This window comes from Epilithonimonas zeae (genome assembly GCF_023278365.1).
In the GTDB taxonomy this organism is placed as follows: domain Bacteria; phylum Bacteroidota; class Bacteroidia; order Flavobacteriales; family Weeksellaceae; genus Epilithonimonas; species Epilithonimonas zeae_A.
The window spans coordinates 2,198,475-2,222,347 of sequence record NZ_CP075338.1; the positions used below are offsets into that span (position 1 = coordinate 2,198,475).

21 protein-coding genes are annotated in these 23,873 nt (G+C 34.0%); 3 read left to right on the plus strand and 18 right to left on the minus strand.

Annotated elements, in window-relative coordinates:
* Nucleotide 1 precedes the first annotated feature (1 nt).
* A complete protein-coding gene (gene aroQ, locus KI430_RS09780) occupies nt 2-409 on the plus strand; it encodes a type II 3-dehydroquinate dehydratase (protein ID WP_248874347.1) in 408 nt (135 codons plus the stop codon).
* A gap of 131 nt (nt 410-540) precedes the next feature.
* On the opposite strand, the gene KI430_RS09785 is transcribed toward aroQ, so the two are convergent.
* From KI430_RS09785 to KI430_RS09845, 13 genes are all read right to left on the minus strand, one after another.
* Complete coding sequence (locus KI430_RS09785) at nt 541-984, minus strand: hypothetical protein (protein WP_248874350.1); 444 nt, start codon at nt 982-984, stop codon at nt 541-543.
* 235 nt (nt 985-1,219) lie between these two features.
* Entirely contained in the window at nt 1,220-2,611 is a 1,392-nt protein-coding gene (locus KI430_RS09790) for a DUF4173 domain-containing protein (protein ID WP_248874352.1), read from the minus strand.
* A 29-nt stretch (nt 2,612-2,640) separates the two neighbouring features.
* Nucleotides 2,641-3,126 carry a ubiquinone biosynthesis protein COQ4 gene (locus KI430_RS09795; protein ID WP_248874354.1) on the minus strand — a complete coding sequence of 162 codons (486 nt, stop codon included), beginning with the start codon at nt 3,124-3,126 and terminating at the stop codon, nt 2,641-2,643.
* A gap of 5 nt (nt 3,127-3,131) precedes the next feature.
* Entirely contained in the window at nt 3,132-3,428 is a 297-nt protein-coding gene (locus tag KI430_RS09800; protein ID WP_248874357.1) for a hypothetical protein, read from the minus strand.
* A 16-nt stretch (nt 3,429-3,444) separates the two neighbouring features.
* Nucleotides 3,445-4,281, minus strand: a complete 837-nt coding sequence (locus KI430_RS09805; RefSeq protein WP_248878295.1) for a metallophosphoesterase — start codon at nt 4,279-4,281, stop codon at nt 3,445-3,447.
* Between the two features lie 66 nt (nt 4,282-4,347).
* Nucleotides 4,348-4,638 carry a winged helix-turn-helix domain-containing protein gene (locus KI430_RS09810; protein WP_248874359.1) on the minus strand — a complete coding sequence of 97 codons (291 nt, stop codon included), beginning with the start codon at nt 4,636-4,638 and terminating at the stop codon, nt 4,348-4,350.
* A 6-nt stretch (nt 4,639-4,644) separates the two neighbouring features.
* Nucleotides 4,645-5,172, minus strand: coding sequence for a hypothetical protein (locus tag KI430_RS09815; RefSeq protein WP_248874361.1), 528 nt, complete (start codon nt 5,170-5,172; stop codon nt 4,645-4,647).
* 27 nt (nt 5,173-5,199) lie between these two features.
* Entirely contained in the window at nt 5,200-5,817 is a 618-nt protein-coding gene (locus KI430_RS09820) for a hypothetical protein (protein WP_248874363.1), read from the minus strand.
* Nucleotides 5,818-5,891: 74 nt separating this feature from the next.
* On the minus strand, nt 5,892-6,314 hold the full coding sequence (locus KI430_RS09825; protein WP_248874365.1) for a PaaI family thioesterase: 423 nt from the start codon (nt 6,312-6,314) through the stop codon (nt 5,892-5,894).
* Between the two features lie 75 nt (nt 6,315-6,389).
* Nucleotides 6,390-7,181, minus strand: a complete 792-nt coding sequence (locus KI430_RS09830) for an enoyl-CoA hydratase/isomerase family protein (protein ID WP_248874367.1) — start codon at nt 7,179-7,181, stop codon at nt 6,390-6,392.
* A 126-nt stretch (nt 7,182-7,307) separates the two neighbouring features.
* Nucleotides 7,308-9,989: a reprolysin-like metallopeptidase gene (locus KI430_RS09835; RefSeq protein WP_248874369.1), complete on the minus strand. Its 2,682-nt coding sequence runs from the start codon at nt 9,987-9,989 to the stop codon at nt 7,308-7,310.
* A gap of 184 nt (nt 9,990-10,173) precedes the next feature.
* On the minus strand, nt 10,174-11,121 hold the full coding sequence (locus tag KI430_RS09840; RefSeq protein ID WP_248874371.1) for a T9SS type A sorting domain-containing protein: 948 nt from the start codon (nt 11,119-11,121) through the stop codon (nt 10,174-10,176).
* A gap of 178 nt (nt 11,122-11,299) precedes the next feature.
* On the minus strand, nt 11,300-12,889 hold the full coding sequence (locus tag KI430_RS09845) for a helix-turn-helix domain-containing protein (RefSeq protein ID WP_248874373.1): 1,590 nt from the start codon (nt 12,887-12,889) through the stop codon (nt 11,300-11,302).
* A gap of 361 nt (nt 12,890-13,250) precedes the next feature.
* Between KI430_RS09845 and clpB the strand changes: the two genes are divergently transcribed.
* Together clpB and KI430_RS09855 are read left to right on the plus strand one after the other, a co-directional pair.
* A complete protein-coding gene (clpB, locus tag KI430_RS09850; protein WP_120212874.1) occupies nt 13,251-15,842 on the plus strand; it encodes an ATP-dependent chaperone ClpB in 2,592 nt (863 codons plus the stop codon).
* Between the two features lie 140 nt (nt 15,843-15,982).
* Nucleotides 15,983-18,061 (plus strand): outer membrane beta-barrel protein, encoded by a 2,079-nt coding sequence (locus KI430_RS09855; RefSeq protein ID WP_248874375.1) that lies wholly within the window; start codon nt 15,983-15,985, stop codon nt 18,059-18,061.
* A 127-nt stretch (nt 18,062-18,188) separates the two neighbouring features.
* On the opposite strand, the gene KI430_RS09860 is transcribed toward KI430_RS09855, so the two are convergent.
* The 5 genes from KI430_RS09860 to KI430_RS09880 form a co-directional block, all read right to left on the minus strand.
* On the minus strand, nt 18,189-18,941 hold the full coding sequence (locus KI430_RS09860) for a T9SS type A sorting domain-containing protein (RefSeq protein WP_248874377.1): 753 nt from the start codon (nt 18,939-18,941) through the stop codon (nt 18,189-18,191).
* 167 nt (nt 18,942-19,108) lie between these two features.
* Nucleotides 19,109-19,819: an FKBP-type peptidyl-prolyl cis-trans isomerase gene (locus tag KI430_RS09865; RefSeq protein WP_248874379.1), complete on the minus strand. Its 711-nt coding sequence runs from the start codon at nt 19,817-19,819 to the stop codon at nt 19,109-19,111.
* A gap of 173 nt (nt 19,820-19,992) precedes the next feature.
* Nucleotides 19,993-20,793: a T9SS type A sorting domain-containing protein gene (locus tag KI430_RS09870; RefSeq protein ID WP_248874381.1), complete on the minus strand. Its 801-nt coding sequence runs from the start codon at nt 20,791-20,793 to the stop codon at nt 19,993-19,995.
* A 161-nt stretch (nt 20,794-20,954) separates the two neighbouring features.
* Nucleotides 20,955-21,908: a hypothetical protein gene (locus tag KI430_RS09875; protein ID WP_248874383.1), complete on the minus strand. Its 954-nt coding sequence runs from the start codon at nt 21,906-21,908 to the stop codon at nt 20,955-20,957.
* A 26-nt stretch (nt 21,909-21,934) separates the two neighbouring features.
* The gene (locus tag KI430_RS09880) at nt 21,935-23,794 is read right to left on the minus strand and encodes a M1 family metallopeptidase (protein ID WP_248874385.1); all 1,860 of its coding nucleotides are present in this window, start codon (nt 23,792-23,794) and stop codon (nt 21,935-21,937) included.
* Nucleotides 23,795-23,873: the final 79 nt, after the last annotated feature.

Sequence of the window (23,873 nt, forward strand, 5' to 3'; positions counted from 1 at the left end):
AATGAAAATCCTAATCATCAACGGACCTAATCTCAATTTACTTGGAACTCGTGAACCGGAAATATACGGTTCTATTTCTATGGAAGATTATCTGAATGAAATAAAAAATGAATTCTCTTCTGATGAAATTACATATTATCAATCCAATATAGAAGGCGAATTGATTAACCGTTTGCAGGAAGATGATTTCAAAGCTGTCATTATTAATCCAGGTGCTTTTACCCATTATTCTTATGCGATTTCGGATTGTCTTAAGAATATCAACAAGCCGAAGGTTGAAGTTCACATCAGCAATATTTATAAACGTGAGGAATTCCGAAAGAAATCTGTGACGGCGGAAAGCTGCGATGCGGTGGTTTCCGGATTTGGAATGAAAGGTTATAAACTAGCTATCTTAAGTTTAAAATAATCACCACATAGGCACATAGATTTTCATTAATCATAAAATAAAAAAGAGAAAATAGTTGATTGTTCTATTTTCTCTTTTTTTAGTATTAAGACAATAGTTAAAATTCTATGTGCCTTCGTGGTAAAATTTATCTATTCTATTTTAACAAAAAACTTACCGACCGGCGTTCCTTCTGCCATATTGCTTTTGGCCAATATCAGCCAATATTCGCCTTTCTGTTTGGTATCATATTCAATGGTTGGTCCGAATGGCCCGTCGAAGGTATTGTCCGGCATTCTGATTTGATTGAATCTCAAATTCATTGGTTTTTCTGTTTTGATGTAACCTTTGATTTTGGGTTGATTGACATTTTCTAATCGCAAAATCAATTGATCATTTGGGTTTGTAATTTCGAGATTCAATCGGATTGGCATTTTTGAGGCGTCGACTGTGACAATATTTTGATTGGATTCTTTTTCGGTTTTAAGAATTGTTGAAAGTGAATCAACCGGTTTTTCAATCGTGGTAACAGTATCTACTTTCTGTTCTTTGATTTCCGGCTCTTTTTTACAGGCAACCAAAAATAATGGAATCAAAGCCAAATATTTTAAGGAATGAATTGCAGCAGCCCGACTTATCTCTGATTTTATATTTATTTTATTTGAATCGATGAATCTCATTCCTCGATTTGAGCGGAAATCCTTTTTACGCAACGAAGTGTAGTGAGAAGATTGGGAGCGGAAGGCGGATAAACTGCTCAAATTATTATTGTTTTCCGATTTTAATGAATTCATTTGGTAGTATTTTTATTGTTAAATGGAATAATTAATCTTAGTTCTTTTCAGAATTAATATCAATCGTTTCATAATATAAAATTTTTGAGAGAAAGGTTTCTTTTTGATAAGATTCTATTCTTTCAATTAGTTGATTTTTCATTTCAGAATTTCCAGTTTTCTCGGCATAATCCAGCAAAATTTGTTCATTATAATTGATGGAAAATAAGTGGTAATTTTCTGCAAAATCCTTTCTTTTGATGTTATTGGACGTGATAATCAAGCCCCAATTGACGTAACTGCAAACCAAAATCAAGCCATAACAAGCCCAAAACATCTTGTTGAAAAGGAAAGCGTTGGTCTTCTTTTTCTGGATTTTGATGAATGTGAAAATCAGACCAATCAAAGCCATTGCCAAGAAAGCATAAACACCGAGACGTTTGTAAGTCAAACCGTAATTGATGATATATTCTGAATTTTTAAGGGAAGCTGAGATTATCAGAACAGCATTCAAAACAATCCAAATCTTGGCAGAAATTTTCAGAGATTTTGCTTTGTCATCGAAATTAAATCCTTTTTTAAAATAGAACAGAATCACGAGAATCGCCATCACGATTGACATTATCACAGCATTGACACGTTCGTGTGTTTCGGCACTCAATCCATCAGCTGACTTTGTAGCTTCGAAAAATTGTTCATAATTGTAAGTCGCAATGAAAACCAAAAGAAGAATGTTAAGCGCAGAAAAAGAAATCAACCCGCTGGTTCTTTCGGAATCGATATCGAGGAAAGAAAATGTGGGTTTTTGAATTTTGACTAAACCAGAAAAATCGTCATTCAAATAATGATTTTGTCTGAAAATGAATCGCTCGACTCCGAAATTCCAGAAAATAAAACCAATGTAAAATCCGACAATTGCCAAGACAATAAAAGTTAAAGGTTGAAACTCGAGTTCGGAATCTCTGAACAGATTCGCAAAATGGTCGCTTCCGAAAGCATATATAAAAAAGAAAATGGTCACAAAAAATGCAGGAATCAAAATAAAAGTAATGAATTTTTTTCCAAAGCTTTTGCCTTCTTTCGGCTTTTCGTACCATTGCTCTATGTTGAAAACTCTTCCCAAGAATGTGAAGAGATTCAACAATAGAACTTCAATATATAGAAATGGTTTTAGTTTCGGATAAGTTCCTTTGAACCTCAATAAAAATAATGACACAAAAACTGCAGTAAACGAAATAGCGTCGCCAAACCAAGCAAAAGCTAATGATGAAAGAATAGAGGTTACAAAAAGAGTTAGAAACATTCGGCTTTTGGATTCTGGTTTAGTTTGAATGTAAGTTAAGATACTTAGAAAAATCCCGAAGATTCCTAGATTGAGCGCAATATATTCTTTGTAAAAAAGAATGATAACTGCCAAAACTGTGACAAAGATCAAATGATGTTTTTTCATAATTATGATGTTTTATTATTTGAATTAAATCAGTACAAAACCACTGTTTCTCTTTGGTTAATAAAATCTTTCACATTTTCGAAATTCTGAAAAAGTAATTCTTCAAAATCCCAATGATAGAAAGGTCTCATACGTTTTCCTTTCCTGTAAGCCTGCAAATAAATCCTGAAATATTCCGGAAGAATAAGGCTTCCTAAAAATATGGCAGCAAGGAGATGAGCATTCATTTTTCCGTTTCCTAAAAGCAAAAACTGCATTGCAATTTCTTCTTCGAACTTGGTTCCACAATCCGTGAGCAAATGATGAACATCGTGATTTTCCATTTTTGGAATCATTGTAAAGCCGCGCTTTTTGTAGAATTCGCCAAGTTTTCTGCCTAATGTATCTTCCTCAAAAGCCAATAATTGCTGTTGTGAAAATGCCCATTGTCTTTTCTTTTTTTTAAAATATTTTCGATATAATTTTTGAGTATTGTTGTAAACAAATAATAGAAATTGAATGCGTATTTTTTTCATAATTTTTATTTTAAAATTGAGATTCCGATGAAGTAATAAAGAATTGCAATAGGAATATTGATGAGTAGAATCCTAGCAGATTTGAATGCTTCGTTTTTATACTCCTGCTTAAAAAGTCCGAAAACAATCAGTCCAAAAAATGCTAATAAATTGACAATAGATGCATAAACCAGAAGGAAATAACCCGCAAGTGCAAAATTGGAATTGCCCGAAAAAACATATCCAAAAAGACAAATATTACCCAAAATAAATGAGAGCCAAAAGAGAGATTTACCGATGTACGAAATTTTAGAATTTTTCATAAGTGTTGTTTTGATTTTATATTGATTTCAATGTGAAAAGTGTGATTTCTGGCCTGCAATTGAACCTGACCTGATAAGAATGTCCCAGCGCACGATTGATGTAAAGCATTCGTCCATCTTCCAAATCGATGATTCCGGAAGTATATTTTCTGTTTTCCACAGGCAAAATCAAAGGTGGGAGAAAAGGCGGTTTGCATTGTCCGCCGTGTGTATGTCCAGACAAAATCCAGCCTTGATAATTGTTCCAGACATCCAAATCGCAGACATCGGGATTGTGGCAAAGGACAAGATTAGCTTCATCCGGATTAATGATTTTCGCTAATTTTTCGGGGTGAAAATTAGTTCCCCATAATTCTTCGAAACCATAAATATTGAGTCCAGATAAATTCACTTTTTCATCCCGCAGAACTTGAATCTTGGAAGCTGTCAATATTTTGGAAACCTCATCTGCAACATATTCTTCTCTCCATTCTGCTCCATAATCGTGATTACCAAGAATTGCAGTTGTTCCAAGTTTTCCGTGAACTGCTTCTTTCATTACGGTTTTCAATTGTTCAAATTGTTCAGGATTATCTTCCCAGCAAACAAAATCGCCTGTATAAACCACAAAATCAGGTTTGTAAGCTTTTGCTTGTTTAAAAGAATCGATTAAATAATTCCAATCGAAACGGTTGCCAACGTGCAAATCAGAAATCTGCATCAAGACTTTGTTATGAAGATTGGATGCGAGATTTTTGATTGGTAAATCTTGTTTGACAAACTCCAACATAAACGGTTCAATTTGCCAACTGTAGAATAATGATAATCCTGCTGTTGCTAATAATGATTTTTTGATGAATGATTTTCTGGTCATTAGTTTCTGCATATTTAATTTAAAGTACTTTGAATTACAAAGCAAATTTTCAAAAAAAATCGGGAGTTATCTTCCCAATAATTTTTCTAAGTTATTGATATGTTCTTTGAAAGCATCCCTACCCTTTTGTGTGACACGGTAAGATGTTTTTGGTTTTTTACCTACAAACTCTTTCTTGATTTCTATATATTCAGCTTTTTCGAGAGCGGAACTATGGCTTGCCAAATTTCCGTCGGTGGCATTCAATAAGTTTTTCATTTCGGTAAAATCAACCCAGTCGTTGACCATCAGAACGGACATAATGCCCAATCTTACACGGCTTTCGAATTCTTTGTTGAGTTGATTGATGTTTAACATTTTCTATTAATTATTGATTGATTTCCACTTTCCTTTTTTGAAAAACATATTTGAATAAGGCTTAGTTTTAAAGACTAAATAAAAACCCCAAGAGCTACTATACAATGTCGGTTCAGATTCTAAAATGAAATTTGGATTTTCATTAATGATTTTCAAATGTGGATTTACACTTCCTTCTATAAATTCAATTTTTCTTCTATAAATCTTTAATACTTTACTTTCGTCTGTAATATATAAATTCAATACATTATCTTTTGTAATTTCGAATCTATAATGATTGTATTGCCAATCAGCATTTTTTCCTTTAAAAAACTCTCTATTAACAATGTATGTTCCATAGAAATCTTCCTTATCTAATTTTCTCTTGCTATATAAAAAATTAGAAATAATAATTAAAATAGCAAATAAACCAACTACAATCCAAATTCCAATAGAAAGCTTTATAATTATTTTTTTCTTTGTTGAATGATAAAGGGATAATAATATAAGAGTTATAAATCCTAATACTAAAAATAGTAATAGAGAAAAAAACATCCACATAGTTTTTATTATAAAATAGAATTAATCATACTTCCTATACATCAAAATCCCATAAAAAATATGCAAGAATCCAAATCCTATTGCCCAGAATATCAATCCCCATCCTAGCCAAAATAAAGCAATAATTCCAAGAATAACTTCGCAAATACCAAGATATTTGACATCACTTAATGTATATCTTTCTGCATTAATTAATGCTAATCCATAAAAAATGAGCATTGACGGCGCAATTAAAGGAAAATAATGATGATACCAAAGTGCGATGCAAAAAAAACCGCCTGCAACTAATGGAATTGCAAAATTGATTAAGAGTCTTTTGGTAATAGAATCCCAAACTTTTAGGTTCTTCTTTTTACTCTTTCTAGCTGTGAAAATATAACCACTAGAAATTGCCAGGACTAAAATTACCAAAGCAACAAAAAATAATTCCTGAGCTAAAGCCGGCGTATAAATGTTTCTTTCTCCATCAAAGTAATCAATTCCCTTTCTCTGGAAAATAAAGTAAACATAAACAGAGCCCAGCAACGCAACAATTCCTGCGACAACACCGGACAAACCGCTCAATGAAATAAATCTCGAACTGCGTTCCATCATCTGACGGATATGCGCTAATTCATCTTGGTAATTTTTCGATTCCATAAAAAGAACTTTGAATTACAAAGTTATAATTTATTTTAAAACTTCAAAATAAATTTTGAAGTTTTTGTATTTTTTTATAAAACTCTAAGTTCCGTAACCTTCTTTCCAATCTTATAAACCGTTCCTCGGAAACCTGCTATAACCTCATCATTCTGATTCTTGATTGTAATATCATAAATAGCCGTTTTTCTGGTATCGTTCAAAAGAATACTTTCTGCAGTTAAAACATCGCCGTTTTTTGCAGCTTTTGTGAAATTAATATAACAATTGAGCGCCACCGCAGCTTCACCACTATTGTTGGAAGAAAATGCCAACGCCGAATCTGCAAAAGCAAATGTAACACCACCGTGAACGGTTCCAAGCCCATTAATCATTTCTGGTTTGATTGGCATTTTTATAAGACAGTAGTTATCTTTGATTTCGATCAGTTCAATTCCAAGCCATTGAGAAAACAAATCTTTCTTAAACATATATTCTGCCGTTTCGCGAGCATTCATAAATTATAATTGATGGTTGATAAATGATTACAGTTCTTTAATCACTAAAATTCTCCGATTCTCCAACACTCAAACTTATTTCCCTTTGTAATTCGGCAATCGTTTTTCGATAAAAGCAGCAACACCTTCCTTAAAATCTTCGGTTTCAGCTGCATCTTGTTGAATGATGGATTCGTAATCTAACTGTTCGTTAAGCGTAAAGTTATATGATTTATTAAAAGCTTTTTTAGTTAGATAAAGTGCTGTTGTTGCCGCGTGGGAAAGCTGTGTCAGAACTTCCATTGATTTCTCCACAAATTCTGAATCTGCAAAAACATCAGCAACCAAACCTATTTTCTTAGCTTCTGTAGCAGGCACTTTTTTTCCCGTAAAAGATAAATAACTTGCCAATTGTCTTCCTACTAATTTTGGTAAATAATAGGTTCCCGCAGTATCCGGAATCAACCCGATGTTGGCGAAAGCAAAAGAGAAATAAGAACTTTCTGTTGCTAAAGTAAAGTCACAAATTGAGGCCAACATTGCTCCTGCTCCAACAGCCGGCCCATTAACTAAAGCAATGACTGGTTTTTTACATTTAACAATTTCGAGAACCAAAGGATTATAATATTCGATAACAAATCTCTGGATGGTTCTGTCATCTTCATCAAAACCTAAAGCTTCTTTCAAATTTTGTCCGGCACAAAAAGCCTTTCCTTTTCCAGCAATAGCAATGCATCTTACGTTATCGTCATTACTGAATTTGTGAACCGCATTTCGCAATTCTCTAAGCATAACTTCGGTAAGGCTGTTATAACTATCGGGCTGATTCAGATAAATCAATTGCAGTTTTCCATCGAATTGGGAATCTATCTCTATTTGTGAATACATAGTTTTTACTTTTTTGATATCAGCAATTTAATATATTTTATTGAAAGCATCGAAGAAATTTCTATTCTGGAAATAACAAAAGCCGACCATTGCTGATCGGCTTTAAAATTTATAAATAAATTGGAATTATTTAACAATTAATTTCTGAGTATAATTCGCTTTAGAAGAAGTTACTTTTAATAGGTAAACTCCTTTTGTCAAATTAACATTGAACTCATTAGTAGATTCACCTGTCGCTGCATTGAACCCTGAAGTATGAACTACTCTACCATTCATATCATAGATTGTCACATTTGCATTGCTTCCTAGATCTTTTGACTTGATAAAGAAGTTTCCACTTGAAGGGTTTGGATAAACTTTGATATTATTAGCATTGAAAGCATTTTCATTCACAGCAAGAACCTGAGCATCTCTTGTACAAACTTCTAAAGCCCAAGAATTGATAACTCCAACATTTCCAGGCGTATTATCTGATGCAAATAATTTCCAAGTTCCTTCTGCATTATGTCCTACAAAAACATTTAATGGCTGAAAAGGTTTTGCGTTACCTGTAACTGGAGACGCACAAGTAATGGTTGTTGCAGCATCAGTAAATTTGGCCGTAATCCCTGAACGAGAACTACACTGATGATCCATTAACAAAGCTGTTGTACCAACTGGACTTTCTATTCCAAAAGATAAATTTGCTGCGTTAGCATGAGTTATATTTGGTGTCACACTGATTTTTGTAATTACTCCTGTATCAGTGATTGATAATGGAGCTTCTACCTTTGGAGATGCAATTGCTGATCCACCAGGACCATCTTTGATATTTACCGGTGCCCCACTGTATGTATAAGTATTACATTCTTCACCCGCCACGCTATAATCAATTACAAAGCTTGGACTTACGGCATAATAAATATTATTAACAGCTTCTACTAAGATATAAGCATTCGTAGCAGAGAAATCATTTGGTATTGTTACCGTCTCAGTTCCATCATTAGGTGTATTATCCAATAATGAAACAAAAGTTTTTCCTCCGTCTTTAGAAATCTTTAGATTAACAGTAGTAGTATTCACAGGTGCAACATTTGTATTTGCTATATCCCAAGTTACAGTAAAACTTCCTCCGGAGATTAATGTTTGACCAAATGTTGGTGCTGTAACTTTAAATGGCCCAGAAGCTGCATTAACAGTAACTGCCATTGCATCTCTCGCAATATTAGGTTCCAATGGATTGTTGTTTCGTAATACCACTCCAAAATTAAGCGTTCTCGCAACACTAGAAACAGATTCCCATCTTGTTGTATACACTCCAGCTAAAACTGTATTAAAATCAGGGAAATATCTATAAGGATTAGCTGTTGGAGGTAATGCTCTGAAATTTGGTCCGGAAGGTTTTGCCAAATAAGCAATACTATTTGTTCCGATTTGAGCTGTTGCGGCCTGATCGGTTTGTTCAAAACTGTATGTATAACCAGCCGTACTAGCATCAGTAGTTGTAGCTTTTACAACAAATGGTGTAGATGCCGGAATAGTGTAATCATTTCCAGCATCTACTGTTGGAGCTGGTAATGCATATGGTACATTTGTTCCACAAGATACACTGTTAATTTTATTTTTAATCTGGTTGAGACTATTATAATGGAAATTATCATGAGAATTATATTGAACATCAAGATTCCCTGTAATACCAGTATAAGCCATTACAGTACTTCCGCTTCCCGGCTCTACTCGCTGATCTAACTGACTACTATAAAAAGTGTAAGTATGCCCGGCTCCCATCTGATGACCCATTTCGTGCGCAACGTAATCTATGTCAAAAGTTGCTCCTTCCGGAAGGTTATGTGATGTCCATCCCCCAGCTTTTAAACTAGAGCCACAAATAACGCCAAGATATGCCGCGCCATTAGCATCCTTTTTATCAACAAGATGCCCAAGATCATACAAAGAGGTTGCACCAGTTCCTAAAGTGGAATTAATACCACTGTTCGCTGTATCTGGTCCTCCTCCACTAGAATAAGGATCAGTACTTGCATTTAGAAATATTAATGATTCTGTTTGTGAAATCAGATTATAATGCAAAGACAAATCTTTTTCAAAAAGAGCATTTAGTCTTGTTGCAGTAGCATTTAGTGCAGCCAATACAACGGCTTTTTTCTCAGCATCAGTTGCTGTAGAGGGAGTTCCCGCTTTATCCAAATGGTACTGAGCAAATTCACCAGTGCAAGATAATGCCAGCCTAAATACATTAGTTCCTGCAGCTTTGTTGGAAACATTTGGTGTTTCTTCTGCAGTTGACCCCGCATCTTTAACAGCACATTCGAATGGGGCATCTTCATTAATATTTTTTTTCTTCTGATTAGAATCAAAAACAACATATGTTCTTTTGTCCGTAGTAAAAGGTTCGATATATTCAGAATGTCCGGAACGCACTACAATTGAAGAGAAACCTTGTGGAGAAACGCTAAATCTTAAATATGCAGACGAATCATCTAAACTTGTTCCAACATAAGATTTGATGTTGGGATATTTTGCCTGAAGATCCTCGGCCATATTGGAATATTCCCAAACTTTAAATCTCTCTAATTTACCATTTGCATTGGGTAAATTAACAACAACACCTTGATTTCCAGAAAATTTATTACTCACAGAAGTTAGTAAATTTTGTAATTTTTGCTGATCCAAATTATAGAGATTATCTGTCTGAAGATAAGCAACACTTTCACTTAGTTTTTGTCTATCAGCAACCTTCGATGTTTTACTCCATTGCGAATAACCTAAAAACGGTAACGCAAAGCCTAGTAATAGTAGATGTTTTTTCATTATAATCTTTTTTGCAAATTATGAATTTTTAACGATAACAACTAATTTTCAATTAATTAAATTAATATTTAACAAATTTGATAATAACTATTCATAAATAATCATTAATAATATTAAAGTTATTATATAAAAAAAGTCAAGACATAAATCTTGACCTCTTGTTTTAATAATTTAAAATATGAATTTACTTTTTAATCAATTTATTCGTAAAGGTATTTCCATTAGCCGTTTTAGTTTGAACAAGATAAACGCCACTTTTCAGATTACTGACATTAACTTTAGATTCATTGGAATTAACTGTTTTCACAAGACTTCCATTGGTTGAATAGATATTGGTTGAGACAATTTTAGTTCCGCTTAAACCTTTGAATTCAAAATAATCCTGAGCAGGATTTGGATAAATTCCTACTTTAGAATTGAAATCAGCATCAGAAACATTCAGGATACCACATTCAGCTTCAAGCTCATATAAACACTCTTGGTTAAGAAGTTGAAACCAATCAAATGTGTTTCCGCCCATTGCCAGACTTTCTCCAACCACACCTTCACCAGTATCGTAATGTGCAGTTGTAGCCCAAGCATTGGCATCAGATTTTGTACTCATCCAGATTCTACCATCTGACATTGTTCCGTTTAACAAAATTGGATTCGCTAACTTTACTTTTACTTTTCTTACGACAAATTCGTGCAAAGGTTCATATCCGACATCTTCATAGGATTCGATTGTGCTGTCAGTAATTTGTAAAATCTGTTGATTTGGGACATTTCTTCTTGGATCTTCTGGGTCTTCCGGCGTAGAGAGAGTATTATCATAAAAGATGAAGTTCACAAAAGTTGGCGGAAGTTTACTAGCCAAAGTCACAACTATACTATTGATTTTAATTGTCTGATTGGCATCTAGAGGAATATCAACAGCTGCTTTTTGTCCGCCATTTCCGATGATGAAAACACCGTTTTGCTCTTCGGTATCATTAATAACAACCGTATTACAAGTTTCTGCTTTTGCCGCTAATTTAGTTTGAGTTTTAACTTCTCCGGATAATGATTTGGAAACAGAATTTCCGTAACCCAGGTTTTGCGAATAGGAAAAAATAGAACCTAGCGCAGATAAAAAAAATACAATTTTCTTCATAATTAATTTTTTAAGATTTTTTAAAATACATTGATATAATCATATCAATCAGAAAAATATTTTATCTCATTGATGAAGTAAATGTATATACTTTAAGAATTAAAAAATAGCATTATACTTTCGAAATATCATATTTTAAAACACAAAAATTAGTTTTAAACCACTGATAAATAAAAGATTAAATATTTTTATGTTTCTTTTCCGCTTCTCTCAAAAAAGCCGAAGGAGAAATCCCCGTAATATTTTTGAAAATCGTTGTGAAAGAACTGTGAGAAGAAAAGCCAGCTTCTTCCGCCAGATAACTTATTTTATAATTGAGAAATTCCGGGCGCTCGTTGATTTGTTTGCAGATATAATTAATGCGAAGTTCGTTGAGATATTGATTGAAGTTTTTCTCTTTATGTTTTTTAATCGTCTCCGAAAGATAGGTCGGATTGGTTTTGAACATCACCGCCAGACTTGCAACTGTCAATTTTGAATTGGTAAATTTCGCAGATTCTTCAAACTTTTCTAATTTCTCAAGAATCATCGTCTCAGCAGAATTTGGGACAGAAAACAAAGGTTTTTCTTTTTCCTCAATTTCAGGTTGTACAATTTTAATAGGCTCAGCAATTTTGCTTATTTCCTGTTTCTCAAGACTGTTAATAAAATTTTGATAAAGGATTTTTTCGTTTTTTCTTTTCTGATTGATATAGAACACACTGATTCCTCCAATCAAAACCAGTAAAACACAACCAATAATTAAAAGATTGTTGTGACTTTCCTTATCTGAAATTTTCTCAAGAAGATTTTTTTGTTCTTCGGAAACGGCTGTATTAATTGCATTGAGATTATCTTTTTTAACATCAGGTTCTAAATCCAGTAACTTTTCAGAATACTCAATATATTTATCGTGATTATTCAAAGCTTTATAAGACGCAATCAGTTTTTTGTACATATCAGCTTTTAGTCTATTGTCTTTAAAAGTCTCTTCTTTGAGAACAACTTCCATAGAATCAATTGCTCTTTGATGTTCATTTTTACCGGCATAAACTTTAGCTAGATTATTATAAATAAAATACTTGAATTCCTTATTTTCATTATCCCGAATCGCTAAAGCTTTATTAAGAAAATATTCCGCCGAATCATTTTGTTTCAGGTAAGCATAAGAAACACCCATATTATAGAACGCTCTACGAAATTGGAAAATGTTTTTTTTATTTGGGTTTCCAATATTTCCTAAAAACTTCAACGCTTTTTGATAATCTTTCTTTGCGACCAAAAAGTTTTCTTTATCCGCTTCCAGATTTCCATATTCGATATACAATCTTGCTGTCAGATAATTCTTTTCATAACCATTCGGAAGTTTATCGACTTCTTGTTTCGACAAATCGAGATAAGGTTTTATTTTCTCAGGAAAGTTGAGAAACGAATATTGATTCGCAATCGAGCCATAGATTTTTGCTTTAAGGTTGGGGTTGCCCAGTTTCTCAGCAATTTCCTTCGCCTTGAAAAGCATTTCAGTGGACTTAGCAAAATCCGGTTTTTTAATTTTAAGATAAGCATCCGCCATTTTCATTCGGACTTCGTACTTTTCTTCGTCAGAAATTGGTTGCCCCAATTTTTGAAGACTTTGTTCGATGATTTGCTCAGGTGAAATTTTACTTTTATCCAAAGTCTCAGCACCAGACAGGTCTTCCTGATTTTGCTTTTGTCCAAAACAAAATAAAATTGTAAAAACAGCAAAGAAAATTAAGACGAGACGATTCAAGGTCAGATTTTTATTCACTCAAATTTATAAATAAAAATCCCGAATTAAAATAATGATGAATTGTTTCCAAAAACATGTTACAAATTGACAATTATTTTTAATCTAAATTCTAAACTTTCGGAAATTTTGTCTCTTCAAATTAACATAAAATTAAACAATTCGGAAATTTTGTCCTTAATTTTTAAAAATTCATCAATAGAATAGTTTTTGTGATTTAGGTTTCAGAATTAAATGATTGATGAAGCATTAAGATTAGAATTAGCAACTTTGATCTTAATGTTTTTTGAAAAAACAAAAATCATTTTTTTCAAATTGATAATTGTATAAATTTTGTACTAATCAATTAACTAGAAACCAACAACAATCAACTAAAAATATTATGAACTTAAACCAATATACTGTAAAATCACAAGAAGCCATCCAGGCTGCGCAACAAGTGGCGATGGAATTTGGCAATCAGCAGATTGAACCTCAACATCTCCTTGAAGGAATTTTTCAGGTAGATGAAAATATATCGCCTTTCTTACTGAAAAAATCTGAAGCAGATGCTACTTTAGTAAGAGAACGCAACCGTGAAAATTTAGAAAAACTTCCCAAAGTACAGGGAGGAAATATTTACCTTTCACAATCGGCAAACAAAGTTTTGCTTGATGCACCCAACATCGCTAAAAAAATGGGCGATGAATATGTAACTATTGAGCATTTATGGCTTTCTTTATTGGAAACCAATTCAGAAGTTTCGAAAATGCTTAAAGATATGGGCGTTACGAAAAACCTTTTGGAAGGCGGAATTAAAGAATTAAGAAAAGGTTCGAAAGCAACTTCTGCAAGTTCGGAAGAGACTTATCAATCTTTAAATAAATATGCAAAAAACTTCAACGAATTAGCCGCGGAAGGAAAATTAGATCCTGTAATCGGGCGTGATGAAGAAATCAGGAGAGTTTTGCAGATCCTTTCAAGAAGAACAAAAAATAATCCGATTCTGATTGGTGAGCCGGGAGTTGGTAAAACGGCCATCGCTGAAGGAATTGCTCACAGAATTATCAGTGGCGACGTTCCTGAAAATCTGATGGATAAGACTTTATATTCATTGGATATGGGAGCTTTAATCGCCGGTGCTAAATACAAAGGTGAGTTTGAAGAGCGTCTGAAATCTGTGGTGAATGAAGTTATTAAATCAGACGGGCAAATCATTCTTTTTATCGACGAGATCCATACTTTGGTGGGAGCCGGGGGCGGTGAAGGTGCGATGGATGCTGCCAATATTTTAAAACCAGCTTTGGCAAGAGGAGAATTAAGAGCTATCGGTGCAACGACTTTAAACGAATATCAAAAATATTTTGAAAAAGATAAAGCGTTGGAAAGACGTTTCCAAAAAGTGATGGTGGAAGAACCGGATACGGAATCAGCCATTTCCATCCTTCGAGGAATTAAAGATAAATATGAAGCTCACCACAAAGTAAGAATCAAAGATGAGGCGATTATTGCAGCCGTGGAAATGTCTCAGCGATATATTTCGGACCGATTTTTACCGGATAAAGCGATTGATTTGATTGATGAAGCTTCTGCGAAATTGAGAATGGAAATCAATTCGAAACCAGAAGAACTGGATGTTCTCGATAGAAAACTGATGCAGATGGAAATTGAATTGGCTGCGATTTCAAGAGAGGGAAATCAGACGAAAATAGATCATTTGAAAGAAGATATTGCAAAAATTTCCGAGCAGAGAAATGAAATCAATGCTAAGTGGCTGAAAGAGAAACAAAAATCTGAAGATTTAACTCAGATTAAAAAAGATATAGAATCTCTGAAATTAGAAGCAGAAAGAGCTTCAAGAGCAGGAGATTATGCAAAAGTTGCGGAAATCCAATATGGAAAACTTCGTGAAAAAGAAGAAGAGCTTTCCAAATTGGAACTCGAGATGCAAAATCATCAGAATGAATTAATTAAAGAAGAAGTAACTTCTGAAAATATCTCTGAAGTGATTGCAAAATGGACAGGAATTCCCGTAACCAAACTCCTTCAATCTGAAAGAGAAAAATTATTAAGTCTTGAAACTGAACTTCATCACAGAGTTGTAGGACAGGATGAAGCCATTACAGCAGTTGCGGATGCCATTAGAAGAAACAGAGCAGGATTAAGTGACGATAAAAAGCCAATCGGTTCGTTCCTGTTTTTAGGAACCACCGGAGTCGGAAAAACCGAGCTTGCAAAGGCATTAGCAGAGTTTTTATTTGATGACGAAAATAATATGACGAGAATTGATATGAGTGAATATCAGGAACGTCACAGTGTTTCGAGATTGGTGGGTGCGCCTCCTGGATATGTGGGTTATGATGAAGGCGGTCAGTTGACCGAAGCGGTACGAAGAAGACCTTATTCTGTGGTACTTTTGGATGAGATTGAAAAAGCGCATCCTGATGTTTTCAACACGTTGTTACAGGTTTTGGATGACGGTCGTTTGACGGACAATAAAGGTAGAGTCGTGAATTTCAAAAACTCGATTATCATTATGACTTCGAATTTAGGTTCACATTTGATTCAGGAGAATTTTGAAAATATTACTGATGAAAATCAGGATGAAATTGTTGATAAAACAAAAGATGAGGTCTTTGATTTATTGAAACAGACATTGCGTCCGGAATTCTTGAACAGAATTGACGAGGTGGTATTGTTCCAGCCTTTAAGAAAAAAAGAAATCGGAAAAATTGTAACCTACCAGTTGAGAGGATTCAACGATATGCTGGCAAAACGAAATATCATTATGACCGCAACTCAGGACGCCGTAGATTATCTGATGAATAAAGGGTACGATCCTGTTTTTGGAGCAAGACCATTGAAGAGAGTGATTCAGCAGGAAGTTCTGAATAAATTATCCAGAGAGATCCTTGCAGGAACCGTAAATGACGGTGACAGAATCACTTTGGATTATTTCGAGGAAACAGGTTTGGTTTTCAGACCGGTGGAATAAGAGTTAAATTTTTCTTCATATTAAATACTATTTTAAACAAGAAAACCTCAGCTGATTTGCTGAGGTTTTTGTTTGTCATAATCCCAATGTAACAAAATTATCGTTTATGTGTCATTTTAATAAGAAGAAAAATTATTTTTATGAAAAGAGTTATATGTTCCATTGTTGTTTTATGTAGTATTTCAATATTTTCTCAGGAAATAAAATCTGATAGTATCAAAGAAACTAAGGAAATTCAGGAAGTTATTTTAAAATCCCAGCGAAAGAAACAATACTCGGACAAAGCTGTTTATACTTTTGACAAGGAAGCTTTGGAAAAAGCCAGATATGCAAAAGATTTGATAAAAACCTTGCCCGAATTACAACTAGACCCTATTTCCAATACACTGAAAAGTACAAAAGGTGGAACAACTCTTTTCCTTATCAACGGAATTGAAGCCAGCGATATGCAAATCCGGAGTGTACAACCTTCCGAAGTGGTAAAAGTAGAATATTATGACATCCCTCCGGCAAGATGGGCAACAAGAGCCGACCAGGTAGTGAACCTCATCACAAGAAATCCGGAAACGGGCTATGTCTTTGGAGCTGATACAACTACAGCCTTCAACACAGGTTTTGTAAATGGCTCCGCTTATGGAAATTACACAAAAGGTAAAAACGATTTCGGATTGGAGTATTCCATCAACCTGAGAAATTATAATAATCGAACTGTCAAAAGTATTTACGACTACAATCTGAATGATTTTCACTATCGTTCAGAAGAAGGCAAAAGAGACCATTTCGGTTACACTTATCAGAATGTTGTATTGAGATACACACTTTCTGTTCCTGAAAAATATGTATTTCAGACAAAAGTGAATTTAGACTTTTTTACCAGCTTCATAAAAGGAAAGGGACAAAGTATTTTTTACAAAGACGATATTACCGAACAACACGGAATGTTCAAAAATGGAAACTCCAGTTATAAAAAGCCAACCTTGGATTTATATTTTTCTAAAAATATAGGTAAGAAAGACGAACTCAGCATTAATTTGGTGGGTTCGTCTTTCACGACCAATAATTCAGAATTGGCAAAAGAGTGGGATTTGAGTTCGGGTAACTCTGTGTATGACAATGATATGAACCTGAAAGCAAAGCAGAGCGGGATTGTTGGCGAGATTGCACACGTCCACACATTTGAAAAAGGGAAATTATCATCCGGATATAGAATCTCTAATACTTCTATTTCTAATGAACTGCAGAATCTGGAAGGTTTTTCAGAATATCGTGTTAATTATCTGGAGCAATATCTTTATACAGAATATTCTGGCAAAATCAACAAATTCTCTTACAGATTGGGAGCCGGACTGACCAACATCCATAACAAAAGTGCAGAAAACGTGGATGATGAATGGACAATTACTCCAAAAATTATTTTGAGTTATTCTATCAACAACAATCAAAGCCTACGTTTTACCAGCAGTTACAAACCACAAAGCCCGGGAAGTTCCGCACTCAGCAGTAATGTTGTTCAGATGGCGCCGAATATTGTTCAACGAGGGAATCCTTTTCTGAAAACAGCCCAACGATGGGGAAATAACTTGATTTATTCTTATAATAACAAGTACTTCGATTTCAATGCCAATCTGTTTTATTGGTATAACAACAGAGCTATCAATCAATATTATGTCCTTGACGAGGCACTCGGCGGATATGCTTTAACTTACGAGAATGCGAAAAATTCTCAGCAATATGGAGTTCAGCTTACCGGTTCATACAAACCTTTCGGAAATAGCTTACTTGTCATAAAAACACAAATTTCACCAGCATCCGAAACCATAAAAACAAGCGACGGAAAATTGATTAAAAACAATTATATCGGGAACAACTTCACTCTGTCGTCAGAATACAAATCGTTTAGCATTCAGTATGAATTCAATATTCCTGTGTATAATCTGAATGGTGCTTTTTTGAGTACGAATGAAAATGCCAGCCATCTTTTTGCAAGCTATAAGCTGAAGGAATGGACTTTCACGACAGGAATGTATTGGCTCGGAATGCCTTCGGATTACAAAACCAAAAGTCTGCCGGAAAGCGTGGTCAACTATTCCCGACACAATCAAATCTGGAATAACAAGTCTATGCTCATCCTTGGTTTAAGCTACGATTTCTCTAAAGGTAAAAAGAATCAAATAGACAAAAAACTGAATAACAGCACTGCTCCTGCAGCAACTTTTTAAAAAATCAGGAGAGTATAAAGAGACAGACCTGATTTTTAGATTTGTGGAAAAGGGTTAAATTAATTTTCAATAAAAAAGAAAACCTCAGCTATTTTGGCTGAGGTTTTTGATTTTAAATGTAATGTTTTTAGTTCTTAATAAATTTAGAACTTAGATTTCCAATTTTATAAATATAGTTTCCTTTAGGAAGATTCTCAACATCTACAGATATTCTATTTTCATTAATATTGAAACTTTTGCTTACAACCATTTTTCCAGAAGCATCATAAATCTCAACCTTATTTGCTCCATTTCCAGGATTGAAAACATTTAAAATCTTATTTGTTGGAATAGGGAAAGCAGATAGTGTCCTTTGATACTCAATCTCTTTTGAAGCAAGAGATGATGAAGGTAAGGTATAAACCTCACTAGCATTTGCAGTGTTTAGTAAAACTAATTTATTTTTATTAACTGTTTTATCCGTAAACAATTCAATATCATAATCGTAATAAGTATTATCAAAATTTTTAATAATAACCCCATCTTCATTGATGACTTGAAATCTATACTGTTCATTACCATAAAAAGCAATTAGAATTTCTAGTTTATCATCATTATTAAAAATATGTTTAGAGATTACAAAATCGAAATTATCTGCCGTAGGAAAAGAAACAGTACTAAATCCCATTGGACTTTGCACATTAATAGTTTTATACAAAGAATAATCTGAATTATATATATTTATAATATTTGATTCAAATTTTGTTGTAAAATAAAATGTTTGATTTTCATTTTTATAAACTTTAGCTGTTTCTCCCGCTGGAAAAACGTGCTCTAATGTAATTTGCCCAAAAGAAAAATTAGCTACTGCAATTGCTAGCGAGAATAGGAGTTTTTTCATAGTTTATTAATTTATTTAATCGTGCAAAAATAATCAATCTTTATTAAAATCCTTTACGGAAAAGCCACAATTTATCGTAATTTCACCCTACAAATCCTTAATATTAAAACAACAAAAAAACCTCAGCCAAATCAGCTGAGGTTTTTTCTTTTATTGTTACGAAAATCTTATTTGATATTTACCAATTCTACATCAAAGATAATCGTAGAACCTCCTGGAATTGCGCCTCCAGCACCTTGGTCTCCATAAGCCAAATCCGAAGGAATGTAAAATCTGTACTTAGCCCCTTTGCTCATCAGCTGAATTCCTTCTGTCCAACCTGGGATTACAGCACCCAGATTGATATCCGCTGGCGCACCACCATTTTTATCGGTAGAATCGAAAACAGTTCCATCGAGCAATTTTCCGGTATATTTTACCTGTACAACATCAGATGCTTTTGGTTTTGTTTTACCATCACCTTCCTGCAGCACTTCATATTGTAAACCAGAAGCAGTAGTTTTCACTTTTGGGTTAGTCTTATTTTTCGCAAGAAACTCCAGACCTTTTTTCTTATTTTCAGAGCCTTGCGCACTTGCTTCGGATTGTTTCTTTTGATGTTGCTTCATCATAAAATCTTGCATAAAGCTGTTCATCTCTTCAGCTGGCAACATCTTTTTCTTCGTGCTGTCCATTTCCTCTTTGATACCTTGAGCCAAAAGTTCTGCATCTACTTTGAAGCCTTCTTGTTTCATATTTTGAGCGATGCTCATTCCTATGTAATAAGAGGCTTTTTGCTCGTCGGTATATTTGCTGTCATCTTTTTTATCTCCTTCCTTAGCACAAGAAATAATACTAAGTGTTGCTATGCAAAACAATGCAATAGTCTGTCTTTTCATTTTATAATTTATGATTAATGAATTAATGGCTACAAATCTATTGTTTATTAAAGAAACTTCCTACTGCAAAGAATTTTATGAATAAAAATTTTTCGAATTATCATTAGGAATATAAATCAAAAAAACCTCAGCTGGATTTTGGCTAAGGTTTTTTGATTTATTTAAAGTCTCTTTTAGTTCTTAATAAACTTAGAACTCACATTTCCAATTTTATAAACATAAGTTCCTTTTGGCAAGTTTTCTACATTAATAGAAATTCTATTTTCATTGATATTAAAACTTTTACTCACCACAGTTTTTCCAGAAACATCATAAACCTCAACTTTATTCGCTCCATTTTGTGGATTGATAATGTTTAAAGTTTTATTGGTAGGGATTGGGAATGCAGATAGTTTTGTTAAAGAGTTAATTTCTTTTGTTGTTAGTTCCGATGTCGGTAAAGAATATATATCAAATTGATATCCATAAGGCTCATTTATGTAGTTTTCAACTTGCAACTTATTTTTATTTGTTGTAGAATCGTGAAAAACAAAATAGTTGTCGTTGAAATTTACTGTACCTGCATTTGGAGTAAAATCTTTTAATAATTGCCCATCTTCATTAATAAGTAAAAGTTTTTTATAAGCTTTTTGATTTGCATTATCAAAATAATAAGTACTTAACATAAACTCATATTTATCATCCAGATTAAAAATATGTTTTGAAATTGAATAATAACTTCCTTCAAAAAAATTACCTCCTATCCAAACTTCTCCATAATTTGAAGGTAATGGGATGTTAACTAATTTCCTTAGGCTATAATCAGAATTATATATTGAAAGTGTGTTCTCATTGCTTGCATAGGCTACATAAAACATTTCATTTTCATTTGAATAAGTTCTAACATTACCAGCTGGAAAAGAATGTTCTAAAGTAATCTGTCCAAAAGCAAAATTAGCAGCAACAATAGCTACCGAGAATAAAAGTTTTTTCATAGTTTATATTATATATTTTAATCTCGCAAAATTAATCAAACTTTAATAAAAACTTATACGGAAAACTATAATTCACAATAATACCAACTTAAAGATTCTTCACATTATCCTCAATTGTATAATCCATAAAAATCCCGCCATCCAGATTCACAGATATCATCTCAAGAATCCGAAATCACCTTATCCAAATCCAGCAAAAGATAATTAATATTTTGATTAATAGTCCTCGTTGCAGACTGCATTTGATTCAGCATCGATGCACGATTATGTAAGTCAGACGAACGATAAAGCCCACCGTTTCCAAAATTCACAGACTGATTGGCGGTATTCTCATCGCTGTCAAACTGGTACTGAATCCACCTTTGTTTCATATTCTCGATAATAGAATGTTCTCGGTTTCCCGTAAATTTTTTCTCCGTATACATATACCAAATGAAGGGCGGAAAATTCTTAGACAGTAATTTTTGTTCCCAAATATCACGTAAGAGATTTCGCCCGTGGATGAATTCTACTTTTTTACCTTTCGGGTTAAATGTTGCCAAACCCAATCCTGCACCCAGCAAACCACCGCCAATATTCACAGTATTTTCTAAACCATTATCTTTGATAACACCACCTGCAACAGAGGTTACCGCACCTGTAATAATAGAGAAAAGTATCAATCTATTATTTCGGTTGTCATTCATATTATCAACATAATTGGCCATCTGGGCAACTCTTTCACCTTCGCAGTCAAATTCCGCCGCCACAGCATCCAATTCTGTCAACGCAATACTGATTTTACTGTTGATTTTAGTTTTGAGCTGAACCACTCTCAATTGAGATTTTAGGGTCGAATCTTTTTTGAGATCTATGATTTTCTCTGCTTCGTCAATACTCTCCAGAGCATTCAGAATCAAAATACTTTGGTCAGAAAAATATCGCTTAAGCTTCTGATTGGCTGCAATGATAGAATCAGAATTATAAGATGGAATCTTCTGAGAATAGTTGTACTGCAAAGGCGCTTTACAATAGCTGTCCTTCAAAGTCAGGATATTCTGCTGAATAGTTTTATTCTTCTGTGAAACGCAGGACGAAAAGAATAGCAATATCAATAAAATACCAATATTTTTCATACAAAATCTCTTTTGTAAAACTAAAATTAAAGACTCTTCAAATTATCATCCGGTGTATAATCCATAAAAATCCCACCATCTAGATTCACAGATTTGATTTTCTTCTTTACGGGAATATTCAGACTGGTAGATTTCTGGTCTTTCTCCCAAACAACTGGCGTGAAGTGTCCTTTTTCCGTCGTTCCATCTTCATAAGTCAAAACCACATCAAACGGAATCGCAAATCCACCCACATTATCAACCGTTAAAACCATCTGATTCTTTTCCTGAGAAATAGAATTGATTTTCAAATCAATATAATTATTCGTGTAAAACCAATTATTGAAAAACCAATTCAGATTTTTACCGCAACCTGCGTTCATAGAATTAAAATAATCCCACGGAATCGGGTGTTTTCCATTCCAATTATCCATATAATGATGAAGCGCTTTTTTAAACAGCTCATCACCCAAATAATCCTTCAAAGCTAGATAAGATAATGCTGATTTTACATAAGCATTGTTCCCATAACCCGCACCAGAAAGCTGTGAGCTTAGCGTAATAATTGGTTGATCCTGTTCCGTAGAAGCATCATTGATCCAACGCTTCACACGGAAGTTTTTCATAAATTTATCCGCCGCTTCTTTTCCATTTTCATCAATTCCAATCAGATATTCCAGCATGGTCGCCCAACCCTCATCCATATAAGCATATCGGGTTTCGTTGATTCCCATATAAAAAGGAAAATACGTGTGCGCAATCTCGTGGTCAGCCGTCAGTCTCGCATCCTGCAAATCATCTGGGATACTGGTGTCGTTTATCATCATCGGATATTCCATATCAGCGTAACCTTGGATGGCTGTCATAGCAGGAAAAGGATATTCCACACCTGGCCAGTTATCGGTAAACCATTTCAGGTTATAGCGCATCCAGCCTGTATATTGTTCAAAATCTTTTGCGCCGGCATTGTAAGCAGATTGTACACTTACTCTCTTGGTTTTTAGCTGGACACTTGACGCATCCCAAACGTAGTGATTACTCAATGCAAAACAAAAATCAACAATATGATCAGCTTTGAATTTCCAGACATTCCACTCATTTTGTTTTGTTACTTTCTCGGATTTCATTTCTTCCGCATTCGCAACGTGGATGATTTTGTCAGACTTTAAAGACTCTTTGAAACGTTTCAGATATTCTGGCTGAAGAACTTCATCCGGGTTCAGAAAATCCCCTGTAGACCAAACCACAAAATTCTTAGGCGCAGAAATCGAAAAAGAATAATCATTGAAATCATTATAAAACTCCTGTCTGCCGTTATGCTGCAACATATCCCAACCGTTGTAGTCATCATAAACCGACACTCTCGGGAAAGAGTAGGCTACATAAAAAGTCTCTGGGTCGATTTGCCCTTCTCTTCCACTTTCCTTTGCCAATGGATATTCCCAATCGATTTTGATTTCAGTTTTAGATTTTGACGCCAATGGTTTTGTTAATTTCACGACCTCAACAGTTGACCAGTTATCACTATTGATATTATATTTTTCTCCGTTGATGTAGAAAGATTTAATTTTCAAACCATCCGTCAAAGCATCTTTCGAAGCATAGCCAGCTCTTGCAGATTGTGGTTTGGTCATATTATTTACAAATCTAATCGCTAAGATTTTCAATTCATCAGGACTATTATTAGAATACTGAATCACCTCGGAACCAGAAACAATCTTGGTTTTTGCATCCACTTTAACATTCACATCATAAACCCCTTTGTTTTGCCAATAGTTTTTTCCTGGCTTTCCAGACATATCACGTGTTCCGTTGGCATAAGCTTTTTTAATATTTCTCGGCATATACAATTCCTGCGCAGACATTGTAGCCCCTATCAGCATCAATCCCAATAATAGTTTGTTCATTTTATAACAATTAGAAATCAAAAATAAAAATTTAAAATGAAAAGATAATTTTCGGAATTCCAGAAAAAATTCAAAGCAT